The sequence below is a fragment of the Nocardia sp. NPDC051911 genome (genome assembly GCF_040681035.1).
In the GTDB taxonomy this organism is placed as follows: Bacteria; Actinomycetota; Actinomycetes; order Mycobacteriales; family Mycobacteriaceae; genus Nocardia; species Nocardia sichangensis.
The window spans coordinates 86,839-110,469 of sequence record NZ_JBFAXY010000028.1 but is presented as its reverse complement, the minus strand read 5'-3'; the positions used below and the strand labels follow the sequence as shown (position 1 = coordinate 110,469).

15 protein-coding genes are annotated in these 23,631 nt (G+C 69.4%); 9 read left to right on the top strand and 6 right to left on the bottom strand.

Annotated elements, in window-relative coordinates:
* Positions 1-452: 452 nt before the first annotated feature.
* The gene (locus AB0L97_RS28980; RefSeq protein ID WP_364435558.1) at positions 453-1,589 is read right to left on the bottom strand and encodes a hypothetical protein; all 1,137 of its coding nucleotides are present in this window, start codon (positions 1,587-1,589) and stop codon (positions 453-455) included.
* A 210-nt stretch (positions 1,590-1,799) separates the two neighbouring features.
* Between AB0L97_RS28980 and AB0L97_RS28975 the strand changes: the two genes are divergently transcribed.
* The gene (locus AB0L97_RS28975; RefSeq protein WP_355081194.1) at positions 1,800-1,979 is read left to right on the top strand and encodes a hypothetical protein; all 180 of its coding nucleotides are present in this window, start codon (positions 1,800-1,802) and stop codon (positions 1,977-1,979) included.
* A 72-nt stretch (positions 1,980-2,051) separates the two neighbouring features.
* On the opposite strand, the gene AB0L97_RS28970 is transcribed toward AB0L97_RS28975, so the two are convergent.
* The 3 genes from AB0L97_RS28970 to AB0L97_RS28960 form a co-directional block, all read right to left on the bottom strand.
* Positions 2,052-2,798: a rhomboid-like protein gene (locus AB0L97_RS28970; protein WP_355081192.1), complete on the bottom strand. Its 747-nt coding sequence runs from the start codon at positions 2,796-2,798 to the stop codon at positions 2,052-2,054.
* Between the two features lie 165 nt (positions 2,799-2,963).
* On the bottom strand, positions 2,964-4,130 hold the full coding sequence (locus AB0L97_RS28965; protein WP_364435553.1) for a hypothetical protein: 1,167 nt from the start codon (positions 4,128-4,130) through the stop codon (positions 2,964-2,966).
* A gap of 253 nt (positions 4,131-4,383) precedes the next feature.
* Positions 4,384-4,977: a TetR/AcrR family transcriptional regulator gene (locus tag AB0L97_RS28960; RefSeq protein ID WP_356968376.1), complete on the bottom strand. Its 594-nt coding sequence runs from the start codon at positions 4,975-4,977 to the stop codon at positions 4,384-4,386.
* A gap of 158 nt (positions 4,978-5,135) precedes the next feature.
* Between AB0L97_RS28960 and AB0L97_RS28955 the strand changes: the two genes are divergently transcribed.
* The 7 genes from AB0L97_RS28955 (at position 5,136) to AB0L97_RS28925 (ending at position 18,378) form a co-directional block, all read left to right on the top strand.
* The gene (locus tag AB0L97_RS28955; RefSeq protein WP_355081186.1) at positions 5,136-6,062 is read left to right on the top strand and encodes a ParB N-terminal domain-containing protein; all 927 of its coding nucleotides are present in this window, start codon (positions 5,136-5,138) and stop codon (positions 6,060-6,062) included.
* Positions 6,063-6,117: 55 nt separating this feature from the next.
* The gene (locus tag AB0L97_RS28950; RefSeq protein WP_364435548.1) at positions 6,118-8,334 is read left to right on the top strand and encodes an MMPL family transporter; all 2,217 of its coding nucleotides are present in this window, start codon (positions 6,118-6,120) and stop codon (positions 8,332-8,334) included.
* Between the two features lie 15 nt (positions 8,335-8,349).
* Positions 8,350-9,495 carry an LLM class flavin-dependent oxidoreductase gene (locus AB0L97_RS28945; RefSeq protein ID WP_355081182.1) on the top strand — a complete coding sequence of 382 codons (1,146 nt, stop codon included), beginning with the start codon at positions 8,350-8,352 and terminating at the stop codon, positions 9,493-9,495.
* A gap of 128 nt (positions 9,496-9,623) precedes the next feature.
* On the top strand, positions 9,624-15,905 hold the full coding sequence (locus AB0L97_RS28940) for an SDR family NAD(P)-dependent oxidoreductase (protein ID WP_364435543.1): 6,282 nt from the start codon (positions 9,624-9,626) through the stop codon (positions 15,903-15,905).
* Positions 15,906-15,916: 11 nt separating this feature from the next.
* Entirely contained in the window at positions 15,917-16,879 is a 963-nt protein-coding gene (locus AB0L97_RS28935) for an AvrD family protein (protein WP_355081178.1), read from the top strand.
* 62 nt (positions 16,880-16,941) lie between these two features.
* Complete coding sequence (locus tag AB0L97_RS28930) at positions 16,942-17,691, top strand: ATP-binding protein (protein ID WP_355081177.1); 750 nt, start codon at positions 16,942-16,944, stop codon at positions 17,689-17,691.
* Positions 17,692-17,700: 9 nt separating this feature from the next.
* On the top strand, positions 17,701-18,378 hold the full coding sequence (locus AB0L97_RS28925) for a class I SAM-dependent methyltransferase (RefSeq protein WP_355081175.1): 678 nt from the start codon (positions 17,701-17,703) through the stop codon (positions 18,376-18,378).
* 84 nt (positions 18,379-18,462) lie between these two features.
* On the opposite strand, the gene AB0L97_RS28920 is transcribed toward AB0L97_RS28925, so the two are convergent.
* On the bottom strand, positions 18,463-20,970 hold the full coding sequence (locus AB0L97_RS28920; protein WP_364435537.1) for an AAA family ATPase: 2,508 nt from the start codon (positions 20,968-20,970) through the stop codon (positions 18,463-18,465).
* A gap of 163 nt (positions 20,971-21,133) precedes the next feature.
* On the opposite strand from AB0L97_RS28920, the gene AB0L97_RS28915 reads away from it, so the two are divergent.
* The gene (locus tag AB0L97_RS28915; RefSeq protein ID WP_364435534.1) at positions 21,134-22,336 is read left to right on the top strand and encodes a styrene monooxygenase/indole monooxygenase family protein; all 1,203 of its coding nucleotides are present in this window, start codon (positions 21,134-21,136) and stop codon (positions 22,334-22,336) included.
* Between the two features lie 13 nt (positions 22,337-22,349).
* On the opposite strand, the gene AB0L97_RS28910 is transcribed toward AB0L97_RS28915, so the two are convergent.
* Positions 22,350-23,606, bottom strand: a complete 1,257-nt coding sequence (locus tag AB0L97_RS28910) for a cytochrome P450 (protein WP_364435531.1) — start codon at positions 23,604-23,606, stop codon at positions 22,350-22,352.
* Positions 23,607-23,631: the final 25 nt, after the last annotated feature.

Here is a 23,631-nt window from a genome sequence, read left to right as displayed (position 1 = left end):
CCCGAACCACTCACCACCACACCAGCAACAACCAAAGCCGAGACCGTTATCGGAGCAGATACACGCATTCGGCCACACCCAATCCTCGACGTCGTCCGCGTCTCGGGACGGATGCACCGCACGGACAACGGAGTCCTTCTGCCGGGCCGTAACCACGACCCCGGCCCGCTCCCTCTGATGAAGCGAACCTTCGATAACATAAGGTACACAACGCCGAGGACATCACGGGTTGGATCACGGAAATTCGCAGTAACTTAGCGCTTCTGGCGACAACCCCTGAAACCAGGGTACCGGCCCGAGCCGCCCCATGCCCGTGCCCGTTTCGTCCGTTGCCATCACAGGCTCGATGAGGTGATCCATTGGCGCACCGCACTTGTCGGCCGCAGCGGCGTCGCTCGAGCTACTTCTTCGCGAGCCTCCCGGCGGCGTGATGCGCGTCGCCTGCACCGAAGTCAGTCTCGCGTCATTCCGGTTCGCGCGACCTCGCTCGGCGCCGCCGCCGCGGTCGCCACGGTGGCCGCGGCGGCACGCTCGGCCTCCTCGACAGTGCAGCGGCCCAGGCCGCACGCCGTCGCCACGCCGTAAGCGGATCGCCCGGCGGCCGCTTCGAACAAGGCCAGGCTTCGGATACCGTCTTGCGCTTCCGCGGGCGACACGACCCCGGCGATGACGCGCCAGTCCGGGTCCAGCCGGCGCAGCGGCCGGTAGAACGCCGGCTCCAGCGGGGCAGGATGAGCACCGTAGGCACAGGGGATGTGCGCGGGCGGCAGCGGCACGGCGCGAGCGCGCAGGTCTCGTGCGACGGTGTTCAACAGCCGCACGGCCGGCGCGAGACTACGCGGGGCGAGAAGTTCTTTGTGCTGGTAGTCGCCGTAGCACAGATGCAGGACGGTTCGCGCGCCGAGATCGTGTGCCCGCGCGAGGAAATCGGCCAACTGTCGCGCGACCAGACGCCCGACCGGAGCCTGCGCACCGAATCGCGCCGCCTTCACCAGTGCGAGCTGGGCGATCGGCGACTCCACCTGCCAGGTGATCATGTCGCCGTGCTCGGCGGTGACTCGGGCCATTTCGGCCAGCACGGCCTCCACGAAAACCGGCAGGTTGCGCAGCGCGGGAGTCACCGTCCGGAGGTGGCGCAGCGCGCGCCCGAGCGGAAGACCGTCGGCCACCGCGGCGCCTCCGAACACGAACAACGCCAAGTCCAGCGGATTCGGTTGACTGATCTGCAATCTCGTGTCGGCGAGTTCCGGATGTCGATCCCGCAGCGCGCGAAAGGCGGTGACGGCCGCGCCGATACGGTCGGCGCGATCCATCGCCACGTGCCGGGGTTCGAGGGTGGCGCCAGGGCGAATGCCGTACACGCGCATGTCGGCGTAATCGGCGAAGTCCCCGCTGCGCACCACTTCGAAGACGTCGTCGTGTTTCTCCCGCTCCCGCAGGTACTCCACGACCCAGGTGGGATCCAGGTCCCGCGGTACGCCGGTGAGCCGGCGGCCCTGGCTGCGCTGGACGAACCACTCCAGCACGTCACCGTCATCGGTCGTCAATGGTGCGGGCAAGCTGCCCACGAAGTGCACGAGTCGGGTCATCGCCTGTCCAACACGTAGTCCACCCGAACGGATCAGGTGTTCACCTACCGCTCAGGGCCCCGATCCGGCGGCCGCCAAGCAGGATAGGCTGATCGATAGCCAGAAGTTCGCCACTGCTGGGAAGCCGGCGCTGGACTACTGCGGCGGCTTTTCGGAAACGCACCGCGTGGTGCAATAGCGTCTGCCGGAACTACCTGGTAGAACTCGGCCATGGTCGATCGAACGCGGTTCGCGCGGTTGGCGCTGGACCAGGTTGCCGCCGAGTTGGACGGCACGGCTCTTCGCGGCGGCTACCTCACCTCGGAACGGATGCGATTCCTCGCGACGAAGGTCCGCGACGCCGGACAGGCCTACGACAAAGCTCTCGAATCGAACGCGGCCCCGGAATAAGCTCCGAAGACTTGCCGACCGCCGATTACGGGAGGCCGGAAGAACGATCCGGCCGCCCACCCCTTCCCTGCGCTACCCGTGCCCGTTCGGCGGAATTCGAGACCCGGTGGCCTGCGCCCGACCGCTCGGCGCTCGGTCGACATGGATCCGGCGTCGCCAGATATCGGAGGGATTCCAGTCCGGCGCGGTCCGCCCACGCGTGAGAGGGAACGCGGCCAGCCCGATCAGCAGCGCCGAAAAATGCCCGATGCCGGTGAAGGTGGGGTGGATGAGCAGCGGGATGGCGAACCACACCAGGATTCCGCCGAGGTACAGCCACCGCCACGGCCGGGCGACATGGTAGGTCAGGACTCCGATGATCGCGGCGAGGAAGTAACTGACGCCGATATCGCGGACATCGATCATCCCGGGATCGGCGTAGCCGTGGCGAATCGCCAGGGCCAGGATGCCCTCGCTGAGGTACGTGGCTCCGACGTGCGCGCCCAGACCGACGATCGCCCAGCGCAACGCGCCGAGCCACCGTTCGGCCGGCGCGTGGAAGACGCAGAACAGCACGAAGTAGGGCAGCCAGAAGTAGCCGTCGATCCACAGCAGACTGGTCACGAGGACGTGCACCGGATCGGACTCGAGGTGACGCAGGTTGGTGGAACGCTCACCCAGCAGTCGCTCCAGATCGCCGCGCGGCACCAGGTGCTGGATGATCGTGGTGCCCAGCAGCACAGCCAGCCAGGCGAAGGTCCACGGGGCGGTGCGGACGTACTGCCAGATGGACGCCGTGCGGCTGGGTCGCGTGCCGCCGACGTCGGCTGCTCGAGTCATGGCGCGGCCTTCCCTGTGGAGTCCTCCGCCCGGAGGACGCGACCGCCCGGCAGCATTGCCGACTCGAGACGCGCGCTCCTGGCTCTGCCAGGTGAAACACTACTCTCGGACCGGCTGGAGATCCCGCCGATGACCTGTCCGCGCCCGGGAACCCGCCGAGCGAAGTCAGCCCGCCGCCCGCACGGCGGCGGTGCTGAAATCGTCGACGTCGGCGCAGGCATCGAACGGGAGCGGCGGATAGCTGCCGTCCGTCGGGTGATCGGGATCGCCGTATTGGGCGCCGGGGAGCGCGGTCCAATCGATCGCGAGCCTGATGAGATGACCGTTCAGGCGGCCGTCGCTACTGGGCCGGTAGGTCAGGCTGACGGCACACCGCGACGGCACGGGACCGTACACGGTCGAACGGAGAATTATCCCGCTCAGGCCCGCGGCGCGGTAGGGGCCGCCGTCCAGTCCGGCCGATACCTTCTGCTCCGCGTCCAAGCGGTACTCCAGGTCGACCTGCAAGCTGTATTTCGCGCCCGACTCGGCGAAAGTCAACTGGCAGTGATACGGAGCGATCCACCCGACCGAGTTCAGCGTCCAATCGTTGTACCGAGCCTGCACGGCGTCTCTGGCCGCACACGGATCCTTGCCGTACAGCGCCTTCCCATCGGCGGGCTTGCCGCGGGGCGCGAGGGTGTTCAGCCGATCGATGATCTTGCCGACGTAACTCTTCTCCACATCGCATTTCTCGGGCCACGACGTATTGGCCGGCGCGCCGTCGGGCGGGATCTTGCGCAACCGCAACCGGTGCGCGTAGCCGCTGTTCCCTGCGGGCACGTAGTAGTAGCACGTGTCGGCGGCAGTACGCTCGTCGGCCAGGCGGGACCGGTAGATCGTATGACCGTTGACCGTTTCGGCTTTGTCCCGCGCACGGTCATCGTCGTCGTATACCTCGCCGAGTGACAGTTCGAACAGGTAGAGCGCTTCCTTCGAGCCGGGTTCGCCGACGTGATCGCCCACTCTGAGTTGGCACCCGGTGAGTCCTGGTCCCTCGCGTAACACCGATTTCGTGCCCAGGTTCATCGATGGCAACGGCTCGATGTCCAGCATCGAGCACGGATCGGCGGCCCGGATTCCGGCCATCAATGGCTCGGCGCCAGGGCTGGTGACGATACGGTCGTGTTCGCCCACCGAACTCGCCGTGATCGAAGGCGTGGATGTCGTCGTCGTTCCGGTCGGCGCGCTACTGGTGCTGCTCGGCGCCACCCGATCCTCGGTGACATTCTTTCCGCAACCGGTCACCGCGCTCACCGCGCAGACCATCGTCAACACGGTGGCTGCGGCCAAGCTACGGAGTGTCATCACGTCCCGTCGTAATCTCGCCCAGCTCGGAGCTTTTCATTCTGTCGGTGCTGGGTTACGGCCATCCAACCCTACAAGCTGTTTCCGAACAACCGACGAGCCGACTGTCGCCGTCCCGTCCGCAGCGCTGCGGACGATCCCGCGATCATGAGCGTCCCGTCGGCAACGAAGGCCTCCACCACGATGTGCGACACTGGAGATATTCAGCCGCAGAGCTTTCCGCGCACTGCCCGACCGTCTAGGTCGACGAGCAGCCGTCCTCGGGCGACTCCGGGGCAAGCGGCCCGGTGCGGTTGGCGGTGAGCATTCGGACGGCCGTGATGCGCAGGTCCGGACGGGGTCGCCGGGCGGTGAGCTCGGCCAGGCAGATCTCGCCGACCATGGCCACCTTCATCCGGGAGGCCGCGTCGGGGTCCGGCCATCCGGCGGCCACCATGTCCGGTCGTCCCACCGCGATGAACAACTCGTGGCGACGGCGGATCTCCTCGCGCAGATCCGGGTCGGTGCGCGCCTGCACCATGAACGCCTCGGTGCCGCGGGCATCGAGACAGGCATCCAGGAATGCGTCCAGGCTGGGGCCGATCCGTTCGATCCCCGGCGGAATCCCGGCCAGCGCCGCGGCCACCGACTGCGACAGCGCGTCGAAGAAGCGGCGGTGCAGCGCGATGACGTAGCTGCGGCGGTTGACGAAGTGGTGATAGAAGGTGCCCTTGGCCATCCCGGCTTCCTCGACCACCGCGTTGATCGAGAGACGGTGCAGCCCTTCGCGTTCCGCCACCACGGTGCCCGCGATGAGCAGCGCCGTGCGACCGGGGTCGGCAATGACTGTCATGTTTCCGAATTCTCCCCACTCTTTCTGAAAAGCCTAGTGTCGTGCACCGGCCGCACCTACGCTGTGACCGATCGGTCGGTCGAAGCCTAGCTGGGTTCCGGATGGGCCATCGGGTCATCGAGGACCGATCTGATTCCGGGCGACCCTGGGGGTTCGAAATGTCCGCTGAGTTTAAATTGGTGAGCGGCGATGTGGTGCCGCTGGCGTCGAACGCGTGCTATCTCGTATCGATCGACGACCTGTTGCCCGCGGATTCGCCGCGGTCCAACGGAGAGGATCGCAGGCATATCGCGCGACTGGCCGAGAGCGATACCGAATTACCGCCGATTCTGGTGCATCGCAGCACCATGCGCGTCATCGACGGAATGCATCGGTTGCGCGCCGCGCAATGGCTCGGACGCGAGCACATCGACGTCGTGTTCTTCGACGGGACACCGGCCGAGGCCTTTCTGCGCGGAGTCGAGCTCAATACGACACACGGTCTGCCGCTGACACTTTCGGACCGCAAAGCGGCGGCCGAACGGATCATCGAGACGATGCCGGAATTGTCCGATCGAGCCATCGCGTCCACCGCGGGACTGTCCGCGCGCACGGTGGCCACGATCCGCCAACGTTCGAGTGCGGAAATTCCGCAGTCGAACATCCGCGTCGGCGCCGACGGCAGGCGCAGGCCGATGGACCGCGCGCAGCGCAGGCGCCGGGTCGCCGAGCTGCTGGCGGCCTCGCCGGACATGCCGCTGCGCGCGCTGGCCGCCGCGGCCGAGGTATCCATCAGCACGGCACACGCGATCCGCAAACGCCTGCGCGAGACCGGGTCCTGCGATCGCGACAACACCGCGGAACAGCCCGAGGGCAGCGCGCTGCTGCTGCAACAGCTCACTCGCGACCCGGCCATGCGGCACAGCCAGCAGGGCCGTGACCTGCTGCGCTGGCTGCACACCCATTCGATGCAGCGCGAAGTGTGGACCACGCTGGTGGCCACGGTCCCACCGCATTGCATCCCGGCCGTCGCCGAACTCGCCAGCCGCAATGCCAAGGAATGGCGAGCGCTGGCCAGCTACATCGATCCCGGCGCCGCCGAATAGCGCCCGGCCGCATCGGCATTCGCCACCGCCGGAGTTCGAGAAAAGGTCATTCATCATGCTTGTTGGTCTCGCACGCCTGGCAACCCGGCGCCCGCGATCCATCCTGTACGGCGCGCTGCTCATCGGGATCGTCTGCGTCGGGCTCGGCTGGTCGGCGCCCGCCCACCTGAAGTCCGGCGGTTACATCCCGTCCGACACCGAATCCACCGAGGTCGCGGCGTTCCTCAATCGCGAATTCCCGGGTGCGGCACCGAATCTCGTGCTGCTGGTCACAGCGCCCGACGGGCTGGACAGCCCCGCGGCCCGCACGGTCGGCGAGCGCCTGGCCGCGGATCTGCGCGTCCGCGACGAGGTCGACGCGGTCCAGTCCTACTGGGAGCTCCCGCCGGATCTGCGGCAAGGGCTGCGCGGCAACGACGGCCGCGCCGGCCTTGTCCTGGCTCATGTCACCGGCGACGACACCGACGCGCCGAAACGGGCGGGCGCCATCGCCGAACACGTGAGCGGCGACTTCGACGGCGTCTCCGTGCGGGCGGGCGGCCAGGCGGTGGCGTTCGACGAGATGAGTCATCAGATCGTCACCGATCTCCTGGTCACCGAGGCGATCGCGATACCGCTGACCGGCCTGGCCCTGATCCTGGTCTTCGGCAGCCTGACCGCCGCGCTGATCCCGCTGTCGGTCGGGGTGTTCAACGTCTTCGCGACGCTGCCGATCCTGCGGCTGCTCACCGAGGTCGGCGACGTGTCGATCTTCGCGCTGAACATGATGAGCGCGCTGGGTTTCGCGGTCGCGATCGATTCGAGCCTGTTCATGGTCAGCAGGTTTCGTGAGGAACTCGCCGCAGGGCACGACACCAGCTCCGCGGTCTCGCGCACGGCGCGCACCGCGGGCCGCACCGTGCTGTTCTCCGGCGTGGTGATCGCGCTGTCGCTGTCGACGCTGCTGGTCTTCCCGCTGTATTTCCTGCGGTCGCTGGCCTATGCGGGGCTGGCGGTGCTCGGCGCGGCCGTATTCACCACGCTGCTGCTGGTGCCCGCCGCGCTCGCGCTGCTCGGCCCCCGCGTCGACGCGTTCGACCTGCGGGTGCTCCTGCGCCGCCGACTCCGGCGGCCGCAACCCGAGCCCGTGGAGGTCACCGCAGGCAGGTGGTATCGCCTGGTGCAGTTGGTCATGCGCCGCCCGGTGGTGGCCGCGCTCTCGGTGATCGCCTTGTTGCTGGTGCTGGGTTCGCCGTTTCTGTCCATCCGGTTCGGCGCCGCCGACGACCGGGTCATCGCGGGGGCGTCCAGCCACGTGGTCGGCGACGCCTTGCGCACCGGTTTCCGGGAGAACGCCATGGCCGGTGTGGTCGTGGCCATGCCCGGGTACCGGGGCGGCGACGCCGACATCGCGGACTACGCGGAGCGTTTGTCACGAGTGGAGCACGTGACGTCCGTGCTCTCCGCGGCCGGCGTCTACGCAGGCGGGCTGAAAGTGGCCTCCGCGCCGCCCGGCATGCGCGACGACGCGGGCACGTACCTGCGGGTGGGCACCCGGCTCGACCCGTACTCCCCTGCCGCGATCGATCAGCTCGACCAGGTGCGCGCGGTCCCCGCACCGGGCCGGGCGCTGCTCGGTGGCGCGGCGGCCGAAAGTGTCGACTCGCTCGACGCGCTCGCGGCGAAAGTGCCGGTGGCCGTCCTCGTGATCGCGCTGTCGACGCTGGTGGTGCTGTTCTTCTTCACCGGCAGCGTGCTGCTGCCGATCAAAGCGCTGCTGCTCAACACGCTTTCGCTGGCGGCGACCTTCGGCGCCATGGTCTGGATCTTCCAGGAAGGGCACCTGGCGGGCCCGCTCGGCTTCACCCCGACGGGCTACCTCGTGCCGACCATGCCGATCCTCATGTTCTGCATCGCCTTCGGCGTCTCGATGGACTATGAGGTGTTCCTGTTGTCCCGGATTCGCGAGGAGTGGCTGTCCTCCGGCGACAACACCCGCGCGGTGGCGACCGGCGTCGCGCGCACCGCGCGGATCTTCACGGCGGCCGCCTGCCTGATGGCGATCGCCTTCGCGGGCATGGTGACCTCGCACGTGTCGTTCATCCAGCTGTTCGGCCTCGGCCTGACCCTGGCCGTGCTCAGCGACGCGACATTGATCCGCGGCGTGCTCGCGCCCGCCCTGATGCGCCTGCTCGGCGCGGCCAACTGGTGGGCCCCGCGTCGGCTCGCCCGGTGGCACGAACGTATCGAAATCACCGAGACCAGCGCAGCTCTCGAGCCAGTACCCAAGTAGTGCGATAGGAACAACATGGCGAAATTCCGCACAGGCGTGATGGATTCCGGCGTCTACACCCGGTTCGCGCCCGATCTGCAATTTCGCGGCAGCCGCTCGGTGGCGATGGCGGGCGGGGCGGACTCGCTCTGGGTGACCGACCATTTGCCCTCGATCCTGCCCGCCTCGATCTGGAAACCGCGGCACGTCGGCATCACCCGGCTCGCACCGCACGCCGACGGCATCTACGAACCGTGGACGGCGCTGGGCTATCTCGCCGCGCAGAACCGCTTCGCCCGCCTACGGCTCGGCGTCGGCGTCACCGACGCGGGCCGCCGCAATCCCGCCGTGACCGCGCAGGCCGCGGCCACGCTGCACCAATTGAGCGGGGGCCGCGCCATTCTCGGCATCGGCACCGGCATACGGGACAACAACGAGCCCTACGGCGTGGACTGGTCGGCTCCGGTCGGACGGTTCGAGGAGGCGCTGGCGACCATCCGGGCCCTGTGGGATTCCCACGGCAGCCTGGTCACCAGGGATTCCCCGTATTTCCCCTTGCGCGACGCGGTCTTCGACGTGCCGCCGTACCGGGGCACCCGTCCGGAGATCTGGGTCGCCGCCGGGGGCCCGCGCATGCTGCGGGCCGCCGGGCGCTACGCCGACGTGTGGTTCCCCGGCTTCGCGCAGCGCCCACACGAATACCGGCATCGCCTCGACCTGGTTCGCACCGCGGCCTCCGACGCGGGCCGCGACCCGTCGTCGGTCGCGCCGGCCGCCGTGTTCAGCGTGCTCACCGCCGCCCGTCCCGGGCAGGTGGACGCGCTCGTCGAGAGCGTGGGCGCGCGGGCGCTGACCCTGTGCGCCCCCGGGGAGATGTGGACCAGGCACGGCGCGACCCACCCGCTGGGCGAGGACTTCACCGGCCTGCAGGACTACCTGCCGCAGACGTTGGACGAGCGCACCGTCCTGGACTACATCGAGAAGGTCCCGGCCGCACTGGTACGGGAATTCTGTCTGGCCGGAACGCCGGACGAGATCGTCGAGCAACTCGCGCACTGGCGCGACCACGGTCTGCGCTATGCCGTGCTCATGAATCTCAGCGCAATTCATCCGAGCATCACACGAGGGATGTTTTCGAACGCGCCCCTGGTGGCGACGTTACGTAAATTGAAACGTCTGTAACACAAGACAATTGACGGCCGAGCCGCCCGAGCAATAGCATGCATTCGAGCGAAGGAGCTCGTCACAATATTTGTGCTGCTGCGGTCGGGGGGCTCAGCATGGTCCCGCATTCAAGGCCAGGAGAAATAATGGTCGACATTGCAATAGTGGGTATCGGCTGCCGGTTTCCAGGCGGTGTATTCGATGCGGAAAGCTACTGGAATTTTCTGTTGAACAAAGGCGACGGGATCGTCGATATCCCACCGGACCGTTGGAGTATCGAAAAGTACTACGACCCGGATCCGGACGCGCCGGGTCGTATGTACACGCGGCGCGGCGGATTTCTCACCCAGCCGCTGTGGGATTTCGACGCCGACTTCTTCGGCATCGCCCAGAAGGAGGCCGCGATCCTCGACCCCCAGCAGCGGCTGCTGCTCGAGGTGACCTGGGAGGCGCTCGACGACGCGGGTATGGCCGGTCGGGTCTCCGGCCACCGGGTCGGCGTCTACGTCGGCGGCTTCATCCTCGACAACGTGCTCGGGCGCAGCGGTCCGCTGGTCCGCTCGGCGATCACCAGCCACACCGCGATGAGCGCCTCGCACACGTTGTTGTCCAACCGCATCTCCTATCTGCTCGACCTGCACGGCCCGAGCCTGACGGTCGACACCGCCTGCTCGTCCTCGCTGGTGGCCACGCATCTGGCGGTGCAGGCGATCGCCAACGGCGAGTGCGAGATCGCGCTGGTCGGCGGGGCGAACGCGATGCTGCAGCCGGAGACGTTCATCTCGATGTGCAAAGGCCGGTTCCTGGCGGTCGACGGTCGCTGCAAGACCTTCGACGCCGCCGCCGACGGCTACGGCCGGGCCGAGGGCGCGGGCGCGGTGCTGCTCAAGCCGCTGGACGTCGCACAGCGCGACAACGACCGCGTCTACGCCGTCATCCGCGCGACGGGGGTCAACCAGGACGGCCGCACCATGGCCATACCGGTGCCGAATCCCGTTGCGCAGGAACAACTCGCTCGCCAGGTGCGCGACGACGCGGGTGTCGCGGCGCACGAAGTGAGCTACCTCGAGGCGCACGGCACCGGCACCGCGGTCGGCGATCCGATCGAGCTGTCCGCGCTGGGCGCGGTGTACGGCGCGGTGGACGGCCGCGGCGAACCGGTGCCGGTCGGCTCGGTGAAGAACAATTTCGGGCACACCGAGGCCGCGGCCGGGGTCGCGAGTCTGATCAAGGCCGCGCTCACCCTGCACCACCGCACGGTCGCGCCCCAATTCGAGCTGATCACGCCGAATCCGGCGATCGAGTTCGACGAGCTACGACTACGGGTGCCGCTGAGCGCCGAACCGCTGTCCGCGGCGCCTGGGAAGGGTGTGGTCGCGGTCAACGGCTTCGGCTACGGCGGCACCAACGCCCACGCCGTACTCGTCGAAGCGCCGCCGGCGGCCGCACGAACCGAGGACGAGCGCCCGGTACCGCGGGTGCTGCCGATCTCCGGCCGCCACGACACCGCCGTGCGCACGCTCGCCGGTGAACTCGCCGACGCGCTCGACCGGCATCCCGCCGAGTCGGTGACCGCGGCCGCCTGGACCCGCCGCGCCCACCACCCGCTGCGGGTCGGCTTCGCCTACGACGACGCCGACGATCTGCGCACCCAGTTGCGCGCCTTCGCCGCCGGAGAGGGTCGCGCCCCGTCCCGGATCATCGGCGACGGAGAGGTCGAACCCGTCTTCGTCTTCAGCGGAATGGGCCCGCAGTGGTGGGGCATGGGCCGCGAGCTGCTCACCACCGACAGCACGTTCGCCAAGGTCGCCAGGGAGATCGACCGTGAGTTCGTCTCGATCGCGGGCTGGTCGATCCTGGACGAGATGCTCGCCGACGAGGACGGCTCGCGGATCATGCAGACCGCGTACGCCCAGCCCGCCAACTTCGTGCTGCAGGCCGCGCTGACCGCCGAACTGGCCGAGTACGGCGTGTATCCGGCGGTGGTCGTCGGGCACAGCGTCGGCGAGGTCACCGCCGCGTACGTGTCCGGCGCGCTCTCGCTTCGCGACGCGCTCACCGTCAGCTATCACCGCGCGCGACTGCAGGCGACCACCGCGGGCACCGGCGGCATGCTCGCGTTGGGCATGTCCGAGAGCGAAGCGCGCGAGTTGCTCGCCCGCACCGACAGCATCTCGATCGCCGCGGTGAACAGCCCCGGCGCGGTCACCCTCGCCGGCGACAGCCAGGACCTCGAACTGCTGCGCGACACGCTTTCTGCCACAGGCACATTCGCGCGCAGCCTGCGTGTCGAGGTGCCGTACCACAGCCATCTGATGGACCCGATTCTCGACGATCTGCGGAACGCGCTGGCCCAACTGGCGCCGCGAGACGCGAAACTCACCACGTACTCCACCGTGACCGCCGCCGAGATCGCGGGCACGGACTGGGACGCGGACTACTGGTGCCGCAACGTCCGCGAGCCGGTCCGGTTCGCCGACGCCATCGGAGCGCTGGTCGACGCGGGCCACCGGGTCTTCCTCGAGGTGGGCCCGCATCCGGTGCTCAGCGGCAACATCCGCGAGATGCTGATCCATCGTGGCGTGATCGGCGCCGCGGTGACCACGCTCTCGCGCGATCTGCGCGATCGCAACAACGTGCTGCGCGCCGTCGCGGACCTGTATGTCGCGGGCTCGCTGGACGGTTCGGCCGTGCCGGGCCGTCCGGACTCGATCGTCGAGCACCTCGACCTGCCCGCCTACCCGTGGCAGCGCAAGCGGGTCTGGCACGACGAGGCGGTGACCCTGCTCGATCGCCTGGGCAGGCCGGACGGCTACGCGCTGCTGGGCGATCCCACGACGGCGGGGAGCCCGGAATGGGAGGTGCAACTCTCGGTGTCGCGGCTGCCTTGGCTACGCGATCACGTCGTGGCGGGACATGTCGTGCTGCCCGGCGCGGCCTATCTCGATGCCGCGCTCAGCGCCGCCGTCGAGCGCACCGGACGCACGAGCCTCGGCCTCGAGTCGGTGGAATTCGTCGCGCCGCTGGTGATCGACGAGCACGACATCCCGGTACTGCGGGTGAGCGTGGAGGAGTCGACCAAGCGCTTCCAGATCCGCTCACGCTCGGCCACCGCCGCCACCTGGACGCTCAACGCCCACGGCAGGCTCATCGAAGCCGATTTCACCGCCGCGGTCGTGGATGTCGACGCCCCTGAGCACGCCGTCACCGTCGCGGGCCCGGATCTGTATCGCGGTCTGGCGGCGCGTGGGCTGGACTACGGTCCCGCCTTCCAGCGCATCGTTTCGGCCGTCGTCGGCGCGGACGCGGTGGTCGCCTCGCTCGCGCCGATCGAGGAGGAGACGCCGATCCGGCACCTGGCCCACCCGGCCCTCGTCGACGCCGCGTTGCAGTGCGTCGCCGCGCTGGCAGCGGACTCGGACACCGACGTGGCGATCGTGCCTGCCGCCATCGCCGGGGTGCGCAGGCTGGGCCCGCTGCCGGAGCGGCCTCGTGTCGTGGTGACCCGGCGCGGAGTCGACCCGCTGCGCGCCGACATCGCGATCGTCGGCGAACAGGGCGAGGTGGCCATGCGGCTGCTCGGCGTCGAGTTCCGTCCGGTCAGCGCGGCGATCGATGTCACCCATCAGCTGGATCGCGTTTTCTACCAGCCGCTCTGGGAGATCGTCGAGGCACCGTCCGGTGCGCGGCCCGCCGAGGAGGAGGCCGTGGTCGCCGTCTGCGTCGGCGCGGACGCCGCCGACCGTGCGGCGTCGCTGCTGGGCGAGCGGACCGCCGTCACCGTCGTGCTCGCCGACCCCGAAGCCGACGACAACGACGAGCGCCTGCGGCTGGCGCTGCGCTCATCCGAGGGCGTACCGATCGCCGAACGGATCCGGGTGATCAGCGTATTCGGCGACGCGTTCGACGGGTCGCGCAACGTCTACTGGCTCGCGCGGGTGGCCAATGCGGTCGAGCATCTGCTCGCCGACGCGCCGCAGGTCCGGGTCCGCAGCGTCGTCGTCACCGAGGACGCGCTGTGCACGCCCGCCGACAGCGCCGCCAAGGTGGCGCACGGCGCACTGGTGGGGGCGCGGCGCGCGCTGCTCAACGAACAACCCGCGGCGGGCTGGCGGCTGGTCGACGCGTCCTCGCGCTCGGGAACGCCGCTGGCGGATCTCGTCTTCGCCGACGACGTGCTCGACGAGATCGGTGTGCGGGGAACCGATCACTGGGCGGTGCGGCTGGACCGGAATTTCGGCACGTATCTCGACGAGCGCAACCGGGCCACCCCGCTGTCGGATCCGGAAGCCTCGTTCGTGGTGGAGATTCCCAAGTCGCGGCTGATGTCGGATCTGGCGTTGCGCGAAACCGAGCGGGTCGCGCCGGGACCCGGCGAGATCGAGATTCGGATGGACGCGGCCGGGCTGAATTACAAGGACGCGATGAAGGTCATCGGCGTGCTCACCGAAAAGGAGCTCGCGGGCACGTATTTCGGCACGACGGTCGGTATGGAGGGCTCCGGTGTGGTCGAGCGTGTCGGCCCCGGCGTCACCGATGTCGCGGTCGGCGACCGGATGATGGTGTGCGCCCGCGACATCCTCCGCAAGTACGTCACCATGCCCGCCGACGCGGGCGCGACCATGCCGCACCGGCTGCTACCCGGCGAGGACTACGATCCGTTGACCTGCGGATCCGGGTTGCCTTATCTCACCGCCGAATTCGGATTGCGGACGCTGGCGCGCCTGCGGCCGGAGGAGACCGTGCTCGTGCACGGCGCGGCGGGCGGCATGGGCATGGCCGCGGTGCAGGTCGCGCTGGACATCGGCGCCACCGTGATCGCGACGGCGGGCACGCCCGAGCGGCGCGCGCAGGTGCGCGCGCTCGGCGCGCAGCACGTGTTCGAGTCGCGGTCGGCCGACTTCGTCGACCAGATCGCCGATCTCACCGGCGGCCGTGGCGTCGACGTGGTCTACAGTTCGGCGCCCGGCGAGATCCTGCGCCAGAACTTCCGGGTGGCCGCGGAATTCGGCCGCGTCGTCGACATCGGCAAGGCCGACATCTACACCGGCGGCGTCATCGATCTGGGGCCGTTCGACCGCAACCTCACGTTCTTCTCCGTCGACATGGACCGCGCGCTGGCCCACGATCCCGAACTGCTGCGCACGCCGATGCGCGCCAGCCACGCGGCATTGCGCGCGGGCGCCTACCGATACCTGCCGCACACGGCCTATCCGGTGTCGGAGCTGGCCTCGGCGTTCGAGTCCGTCGCACGATCCGATCAGATCGGCCGGGTTGTGCTGGACCTGCGCGAGGAACAGCCGATGGTGCGCCCGAGACTCGCCCACCCCCGGATCGACCCGGACGGCTGCTATCTGGTGACCGGCGGCTTCGGCGGCTTCGGCCTGGCCACCGCCCGGTGGCTGGTCGCCGAGGGCGCACGGAAGCTGGTGCTGGTCGGCCGCAGCGGCGCGTCCACCCCGCAGGCCCGGCAGCAGGTTGCGGCGTTCACCGCGGCGGGCGTGACGGTGCTCGAGGAGCGGGTGGACGTCGCCGACTACGCCGCGACGGCCGCGTTGGTGGATCGCATCCGGTCGGTCGCGCCGCTGCGCGGGATCTTCCACGCGGCTGGAGTGGTGAACAACCTGCCGATCCCGCAGATCACCCGGGAATCGCTCGACGAGCTGTTCGCCAAGGTGCGCGGAGCGCAGCATCTGGACCGGGCGGTCGAGGAGGCGGGCATCGAGCTGGACATGTTCGTGCTGTACTCCTCGATCAGCGCGCTGGGCTGCATCACCCCGCAGATCGGCTATGCCGCCGCCAACGCCGCCCTGGACGCGCTCGCCGCCGACCGCCGTGCTCGTGGCGCCGCGGCACTGGCGGTGAACTGGGGCTTCATGAGCGGCGGCGGTATGGCCGACAAGACCGAGGCGCTGGTGGACTACGTGAAGTCGATCGGTTTCCTGCCCATCGACATGGACCGGGCGACCGCTCTGCTGCGCGAATGCCTGGCGCTGGACACCACCCAGGTCGCGGTGGCGGACATCGACTGGACGGTGTGGTCGCGGGTGGCCCGGCCGTCCACCGACACCCGTCGCTTCCGGCAGCTGCTCACCGACATCGGCGTCGGCGGCGAGGCCGGCGGCGCGCTGCGTACCGAAATCCTCACGCTGCCCGCCGAACAGCGCGCCGACTTCGTCGCCCAGCGCCTCGCCGATCAGCTCGCGGTGGTGCTCGGCGTGAACACCGACGCCATCAACATCGACGAGCCGGTCACCGACCTCGGCATGGACTCGCTCATGGCGATGGAATTCGGGGCCCGCACCGAGAAGGAACTCGACGTCAAGATCTCCGCGCTCGAACTCAGCCGGGGCCTGTCGCTGCGCGGCATCGGCGCCAAGGTGGTCAGCCAGTTCGCCGAGCCCGCCCAGGCGCAGGCCGCGGCATGAAAGGCACCGACATGTCCACCGAACTCATCGCTTACGCCGATATCGACACCGTGCTGGGGCACCGCGACGGGCGCTTCTTCGGCGAGGGCTACAAGCGGATCACCCACCGCATCTTCGACATCACCCTCGACCGCGACGCGCAGGACCGTCCCCGGCTGACGGCGACCGCGGGAGTGCACTATCCGCTGGACTGGTCGCGCAAGAGCACCCGCGTGCTGGTCCCGCACGTGAGCAGCATCGATTGCTCGATCTTCGGCTACCGGCTGCTCGAGGTGATCCTGCGCGAGTGCTACGGGCTCACCGACAGCGAGATCCGTTCGTGCTGGGTTCCTTTCGTCCAGTTCAGCAGTGGGACCATCGCGACGGAGTCGCTGGAGGAGTTCCCGATCAGCGCGACGGTGGTCGCGGTGGAGGGCGACACGATCAGCATCACCGGGGCGCTGGGCGGCGGTATGAGCCTGGAGGCCACCGTGGCGTTGCCCGCGCCACCGCGTCCGGCCCAGGCCGCACGGCACACCGTGCACGAGACGGGCCGGGGGTACTTCCACGGCGGGGTGTACGCCCGCGGACAGTACCTGCGCAATGTCGTCGTCTCCGACGGCGGCAGCCGGGCGCAGGCCGATTTCGCGCTCGCGGAACCGGATCCGGCCGGGCCGTGGCACGGTGTGGCCGACGCCTACCAGCCCTCGGTCACGCTGGTCGACGCGACGGTGATCCTGGCGCAGCTGTCCCAGGTCGTGCTCTACGAACTGGACAACATCGCCCGCAAGGACAGCGAGACGCTGTGGATGCGCCGGATGACCGCCCGCGCGTCCGCTCCCCCGGCACCGTTCACCTCGGGCACCGCGACCACGCACATGGCGCGATCGATGGTCCTCGCCTTCGGCGGCGGCGACTGGCGCATCTCCAGCTGGGCGTCGGACTTCGCCGGGTGCGAGATCCGATACGACCTCGCGCACCGACTGCCCGCCTAACCCGCGCAATTCCGAACGTTCAGAAAGGCACCCCCATGTCGGGAAACAATTATCGACGCATCGTGATATCCGGGACCTACTCGACCGGAAAGACCACGACCTCCACGGCGCTGTCCCTGCTGACCGGGATTCCCCGGGTGGACGCCTCGTCCGCGCGCGAAGTGGTCACCGAACTCTATCCGGGCATGCGGTTCCAGGACCTGAGCACAACCGAACTGATGGCGCTCGGCTTCCGCAGGCTGGAGTTGCGCATCCAGGCCGAGGCGATCCTCGATGCCCAGGGCGGATTCATCGCCGACGGTTCGGTGCTCAACGAGTGGGTCTACGGCACCACGCGGCTGATCACCGGCCCGAACCCCGGGTCGACCCGGTGGCACAAGGCCGTCAAGAACACCCTCACCCTGCCCGGCCGGCCGTTCTACCGCCGCTACCTCAACGCCTACGGCGATATGGCCCGGCAGCGGGCCCGGCAGAACTACGACATCTTCTTCCACCTTCCGGTGGAGGTGCCGATGGATCCCGACGGCCACCGGCCGGTCGACGAGCGCTACCGCGCCATCTCCGATCGGCAACTGCTGCACGCGATCAGCGAGCTCGGGCAGCCGGTGGTGACGGTGCGCGGCACCCCCGAACAGCGCCTGGAATCCATCGTCTCGATGCTCGACATCCCCACCGTGATGGACATCGACGTCGCGGTGAAGGAGGCGATGGAGATCGTGCGCAGCAGCCGCGAGCGGGTTCAGGAAACGATCATCTCCCAGGCACAACCGAACACTCTCGGCCGCAAGATCAAGTTCGCCACCCGCGTTTAGGAGCACGCCATGACCGTCCTGCTGGACAAGACCAAACGCTACAACCCGATCGACTCGTGGTTCTACGACAACTTCATCTCCGATGCCGTACGGGAGATGACCCCGACCCTGTTCGACGACATCGTCGCCCAGCTCGACGACGGCGCCCAGGTGCTCGACGTCGGTTGCGGCGGTGGGCAACTCGCGGTCGGGCTGGCCACCGCCGGGACCACGTTGCGGCTGACCGGCATCGATCTGTCCCCGCAGCAGGTGCGCAGGGCACGCAAGCGCGGCGCGGCGCTGGGCAGCCGGATCCAGTTCCGGGAAGGCTCGGCGATGGACCTGCCGTTCCCCGACGCCGCCTACGACGCGGTGATCAGCTCCGGCTCGATCAAGCACTGGCCGAATCAGCGCAAGGGTCTCGCGGAGATGATCCGGGTGCTGCGGCCGGGCGGTCTGCTGCTGGTGATCGAGGCGGATCGAGGCTGCACCTTCGAGGACGCGCGGTCGTTCGTCGACCGCTGGAAGCTGCCGCAGCCGATGGCGCGCGCCTGCCTGCCGTTCTTCCGCACCTACATCGCCGGCTACGGCATCGACCTTGAGGACGGCCGCGAGCTGGTGGCCGATCTCCCGGTCACCGAGGCTACGGTGCGGCGCATCTCGGGCGAGCCCGGTATTCAGATCACCGCGCGCAAACTGGACGAGTGAACACGGCTCCCGTCGGCGAATCCTGCCGGTGATCGAGCCGGGCGGCGGCACGGCCGAGACGCCGCCCGGCTCGACCCGGTGTTCTCACGAGCGCCGTCCGCGCTGGGGCTTGCGTGCGGCTTCGTCAGCTACCTGAGCCTGCCGTTCGGCGGGCACCAAGGCGCGGATGTCCTCTCGGGAGCCGATCATCAGTTTCGCCAGGATCGAGCTCATCTGGGCGTCGACGGTCTTGAACGAGCTGCCGCGCCGGGCGGCGATGGCGGTGTTCGTCCAACCGGCCGCCGCCAGCACGGCCACTTCCTGTTCGGCCGCCGACAATTCCTCCCAGTGCGAGGGACGGCGCTGCCGGACCGGATGTTCGACAGGTAGCCGGTCCAGCGACAGCTTCCCCAAAGCCAGTTGCACCACCTCGCCCAGCTCCGGACGCAGCAGCGCACCCTCGCGCTCGGCCTCCGCGAAGGCGGACTCGCCCAGGACCGCCCGGGCGGTGCCTGCGGCGATCTCGGTCTCGATGGCGAACGGGCCGAGATTGGACATGTTCACGCCGATTCTGTCGCGCAACGTGGCGCCGCCACCGACCAGGCGCGCGATATCGCGTGCCCGCGCCGTCACCGTGCCGGAGCCGCCGCCGGTGTCGGTGTCGCGGATCGAGCGCGCCAGTGCCCAGGCGGTGATGTGGACGGCCCACACCACGCCCCACTGATCGCGCATCGCCAGCTGAGTGGTCAGCGCGGCCCGTATCACGGTGAGCGCTTGTTCCGTATCACCGTGTCCGGTCAGCGCGATCCCCCGCGCCAAACCGGCCCACGACGCGGCCCATCGCGCGCCGGAGCGCTCGGCGTGGTCCAGGTGCCGCCGGGAGGTCTCCAAAGCCTGCGCGGGTGTGCCGAGCAACGCCGCGGCCAGCGCTTCGAACAGTTCGCTCATCGCGGCCCCGCCGCGGTCGCCGTCGGCCAGGAACCGCTCCCGAGCGCGGGCCAGTACGGCGATCGCGCGCACATCCCGGCGCACCAGCATCAGCTCGGCGCCTCTGGCGAATTCCACCGGGGCGGGCAGCTCGATGTCGTCGAGCCGCTCGCGCCACCCCGCACGAGCCGCTGGGTCGGGCAGGCAGAGTGCGACGCATTCGTCCAGCATCCGATCGGCGTCGTGGTGCATGCCCTGGCACAGGCTGATCCACGTGATCAGCGACATCGCCGTCACCTGCAGCGGCACCGGCTGCGGGTCCAGCGTCCGGCTGGCGGCCAGCGTGCGCTCGGCCCAGCGGCGCGGTTCGCGCAGCGAACCGCTGAGGAACGGGATGCGCAGCGCGATCAGCCCGGCGGCGATCTCCAGCCCCACCACGGCCTCCTCCGGCACCGTGAGGCTGCCCGCTATGGCGCACAGCAGGTTGTCCCAGGCCGCGCGCGCCCAATCCAGCAGATCCTGCTCGTCCGGGCCGAACCATCCCGCTCCGGCCGCAACGACCTTGTCGCGGTAGTAGCGGCGGTGCCTGCCTGCCAGCCGGGCCGGTTCGCCGTCGCGTTCGGCCAGTCGCTGCTGGGCGAACAAGCGGACGCTCTCCAGCAGTGAGTACCGCACCGTTGTCGCGGTCAAATGCACCGTGACCAGTGATTGGTCCGCGAGCCGTTCGAGCAGGCCGTCGATCTCCGCGCGAGCCAACCCGCCCGGCTCGTCGTCGGCGCAGACCGCCTCGATCGCCTCCAGCTCCGCGCCGACGTCCGACTCCGCCGGGTCCGCGTTCTCCGGGTCGACGTCGTACCCGGCCGCGAACACCGACAGCCGGTCGAACAGCAGCCGCTCTTTGTCCCGGCACAGGTCGTACGACCAGGCGATGACGTCGCGGATACCTTGATGCCGTGCCTCCGCGCCGATCCGGGGACCGGGCGACCAGCGCAGCCGCCGGTCGCTCGCCTCGCCGGTGAGGTCACGCAGGATCATCCGCAGCGGCTGCCGCAACAGCCGTGCGGCGGCCAGACGGATGTAGAGCGGATGGTTGTGCACATGGCGGCAGATCTCCACCGCCAGGTCGGTCTCCTCCTCGGCGACGGTGTGCCCGGTCAGACCGGCGCGCGCACGGAACAGGGTGAGCGCCTGTTCCCGCGACAGGGCGGGCACCGGCACCAACTGCTCGTCCACCCAGCCGATCGCCTCGCGGCTGGTGGCCAGCACGGTCAGCCCCGGCGCCGCCTCCAGCAGGTCGGCGATCACCCGCCCCGCGCCGTCCAGCACGTGTTCGCAGTTGTCCATCACCAGGATCGTCTGCAGGGTGCGCCCGACCGCGTCGCGGCGGCGCAGCGTGTCCAGCACCGCCTCCCACGCCGACCGCCCGGAGAAGTCGGCGTCGATGAGCGAACGCGCGAGGAGTTCCTCGACCGCCGCAGCGCCGGAGTCCCGGGACAGCAGCGCCAGGCGCACCCAGTGCACCGGCACGCGTCGCGCCCTGTGGAACCGCTGCGCCGCCTCGGTCGCCAGCCTGGTCTTGCCGATGCCACCCGCGCCGATCAGCGTGACCAGGCGGGTTCCGCCCAGCAGCGCCATGCCGATCTTCTCCAATTCGCGCTCACGCCCGACGAAGTCACTGGTGGCCACGGGTGCAGACCCCAGACCCGGCGTACGTCCTTCCGACACAACAGGGCAGCGTAGTCGGGTCGCGGCGGCGGATACGCGGGTCTCTACCGATGCGCGGTGTCCACCTATACGCGGACGATTGCGCTGTCACGGCAGTCGATCGCACGACCGGAAGGACACGATGGTGGGACGGATACTGGTACTCGGGGCGGGCGAATGCGGGTTACCCCTCGCCCACCGTCTGCTGCGCGGCGGCCGGACGGTGACGCTGGTGACCGATCGGGACGCCGACGCGGTCCTCGCGGGCACCGTGACCAGCACCCAGGTCAAGTTCCCGCCCACCCTGGACCTCGAATCGGATATCGGCCTGGGCTTCTGGCGCTCGACCGCGCCGAATATCGAGGGCATCCGGTTCACCATGGCCATCGATCGCGCGGCGGTGGTCGGCTGGACCGGACGATTCACCCGCCCCGCCCAGAGCGTTGATCAGCGGACGGTGTTCGCCCGCTGGCTCGGCGAGTTCCTGGCCGAGGGCGGCGACTTGCGCATCGCCGAGCCCTCGGTACCGGAACTCGACCAGCACGCCGCCGACCACGACCTGACCGTGGTGACCCGTGCGGGTCGTGAGCTGGCCGGCTGCTTCGAAGCCGATGCGGCGTGGCCGGTAGCCGCCGCACCGATGCGGCGACTGGCGGTGCTCTATCTCGACGGCGTCCAGCCGGACCCGGAGAACCTCGGCTACTACACCACGCTGCCCGAGCACGGTGAGGTGATCTCCTATCCCGGGCTGACCGGACGACCGGGGCAGGAACGCCGCTGCGAAATCCTGCTTTTCGAGGCGCGGCCTGGCGGCGTGCTGGACGTTTTCGACCAGCACGGCACGCCCGCGCGACGTTGGGCGCAAGCCCGGGAACTGCTGGACGCGCACCTGCCCGCCGAACTCGCCGAGCGCTACCGGCACGCTCAGCCGACCGATGCCGGAGCGACGCTGGTGGGCGCGGTGACTCCGGTCATGCGTCGTCCGGTGGGCACCCTGCCGTCGGGCAGGCCGGTGCTGGGCGGAGGCGACGTCGTCTGCCGGATGGACCCTGGCGGCGCACAGGGCGCCAACAACGCCGTGCACTGCGCGGTCCGCTACGGCGAGGCGATCCTGCACGATCCCGACGGCCCCTACGACCGCGCGTGGATGGAGTGGGCGGCCGCGCCGTGGCTGACGGCCGTCGCGCACCCCGCCGCGCGGTGGACGGCCACGGTGCTCGATCCGCCACCCGCCCTGCGCGAGATGATGCTGGCCGCCCAGCACGACACGACGCTGGCGGACGCCTTCGCCGACACCTTCGCCCGGCCGGCGAACCTCACCCGGCTCGCGGCGACAGCGCCGTCCTGACCGACTGCCGGATTCAGGATTGCCAGGGCGGCGTTTCGGGAAAGACGACCGGCAGCGCGGTCAGAGCGCGGTGAAAAGGCCCCGGCCGCCAGGTCAATTCGTGCACCGGCACGGCGGGCCGCAGTTCCGGCAGCGCGTCCAGCAACTGGTCCACCGCGTCCTGGCCGATCAGGTAGGCCGCGCTGCGGGCCGGACAGGCGTGTGGCCCGGCGCCCCAGGCCAGATGTGATCGGTTGCCGCTGTGGTCGTGCCCGCTGATCGCCGGATCGTTGTTGCAGGCGGCGAAGCTGATGACGACCGGCTGATGCGCGGGCAGCCAGACGTCGTCGATCAGGATCGGCTGGCGCGGATAGGTGACCGAGAAATTCGCCATCGGCGGGTCGGTGAACAACACCTCGTCGAGGGCGTCTCGGGTGGACAGGCTCCCGCCGAGGACGTCGCCGCCGAACCGGGCGTCGGTGAGGATCAGCACCAGGGTGTTGATGATCAGGTTCTGCAGCGGTTCGATGCCCGCCCCGTAGAGCACGACGAGCTGGTGGATCACCTCCGCGTCGTCCAAACCGGCCGGATGCCGCAGCAGCCGCGTCGTGATGTCCTGGCCGGGCTCGGCGCGCTTGAGTTCGAGCAGCCGCAGCAACGCGGTGACGAGCAGGCGATTGCCCTCCTCGGCGTCCACCCCGTCGAACACGGCGCGGGTCGCGGCGGCGACTTCCTGCCCGATCTCCGGCGGGCAGCCCAGCATGGCGTTGATCGCCTCGAAGGCGAGCGGAAAAGCGTACTGCGACACCAGATCGGCGCTGCCCGCCGCGCAGAAGGCGTTGATCAGCGGGACCGCGATCCGCTCCACCGTCTCGTGTAAGGCGTGCAGATCGACGGCATCGATGCTCGCGGTGTTCGCCTGGCGGTAGCGCGCGTGCTCCTCGCCCGTGCTGCGCATGGCGTTGGGGCGCCACTCCAGCACCGGCAGCACCGGGCAGCCGGTGGGGACGTTCGCCTGCCAGGCGCGCGGGTCGGCGGGAAAGTGGGCCGGATCGTGCATGATTCGCACGGCCGTGTGATAGCCCAGTACCAAGGTCGCCGACACGCCCGGCGCGAGCTCGACCGGCGCCATCGAACCGTAACGGGCGCGCATGTCGCGGTAGGCGGCATGCGGATCGGACGCGAACTCCGGGGAAAACAGCGATACGCGCTCGATGTCGTGGTCGATCGGCGAACCATGGTGTACGCCGGAGTTATTCGCGGTGCGATCGAGGTCTCGGGACGTGGTCAACGCGTCACTCCCACGGTAGAAGCGT

What these genes read in the sequence shown, in the direction of transcription:
- AB0L97_RS28925 (WP_355081175.1), top strand. Translation starts at nt 17,701, where the DNA reads ATGACCGTCCTGCTGGACAAGACCAAACGCTACAACCCGATCGACTCG.
- AB0L97_RS28935 (WP_355081178.1), top strand. Translation starts at nt 15,917, where the DNA reads ATGTCCACCGAACTCATCGCTTACGCCGATATCGACACCGTGCTGGGG.
- AB0L97_RS28980 (WP_364435558.1), bottom strand. Translation starts at nt 1,589, where the DNA reads ATGACCCGACTCGTGCACTTCGTGGGCAGCTTGCCCGCACCATTGACG.
- AB0L97_RS28960 (WP_356968376.1), bottom strand. Translation starts at nt 4,977, where the DNA reads ATGACAGTCATTGCCGACCCCGGTCGCACGGCGCTGCTCATCGCGGGC.
- AB0L97_RS28955 (WP_355081186.1), top strand. Translation starts at nt 5,136, where the DNA reads ATGTCCGCTGAGTTTAAATTGGTGAGCGGCGATGTGGTGCCGCTGGCG.
- AB0L97_RS28940 (WP_364435543.1), top strand. Translation starts at nt 9,624, where the DNA reads ATGGTCGACATTGCAATAGTGGGTATCGGCTGCCGGTTTCCAGGCGGT.
- AB0L97_RS28975 (WP_355081194.1), top strand. Translation starts at nt 1,800, where the DNA reads ATGGTCGATCGAACGCGGTTCGCGCGGTTGGCGCTGGACCAGGTTGCC.
- AB0L97_RS28950 (WP_364435548.1), top strand. Translation starts at nt 6,118, where the DNA reads ATGCTTGTTGGTCTCGCACGCCTGGCAACCCGGCGCCCGCGATCCATC.
- AB0L97_RS28970 (WP_355081192.1), bottom strand. Translation starts at nt 2,798, where the DNA reads ATGACTCGAGCAGCCGACGTCGGCGGCACGCGACCCAGCCGCACGGCG.
- AB0L97_RS28945 (WP_355081182.1), top strand. Translation starts at nt 8,350, where the DNA reads ATGGCGAAATTCCGCACAGGCGTGATGGATTCCGGCGTCTACACCCGG.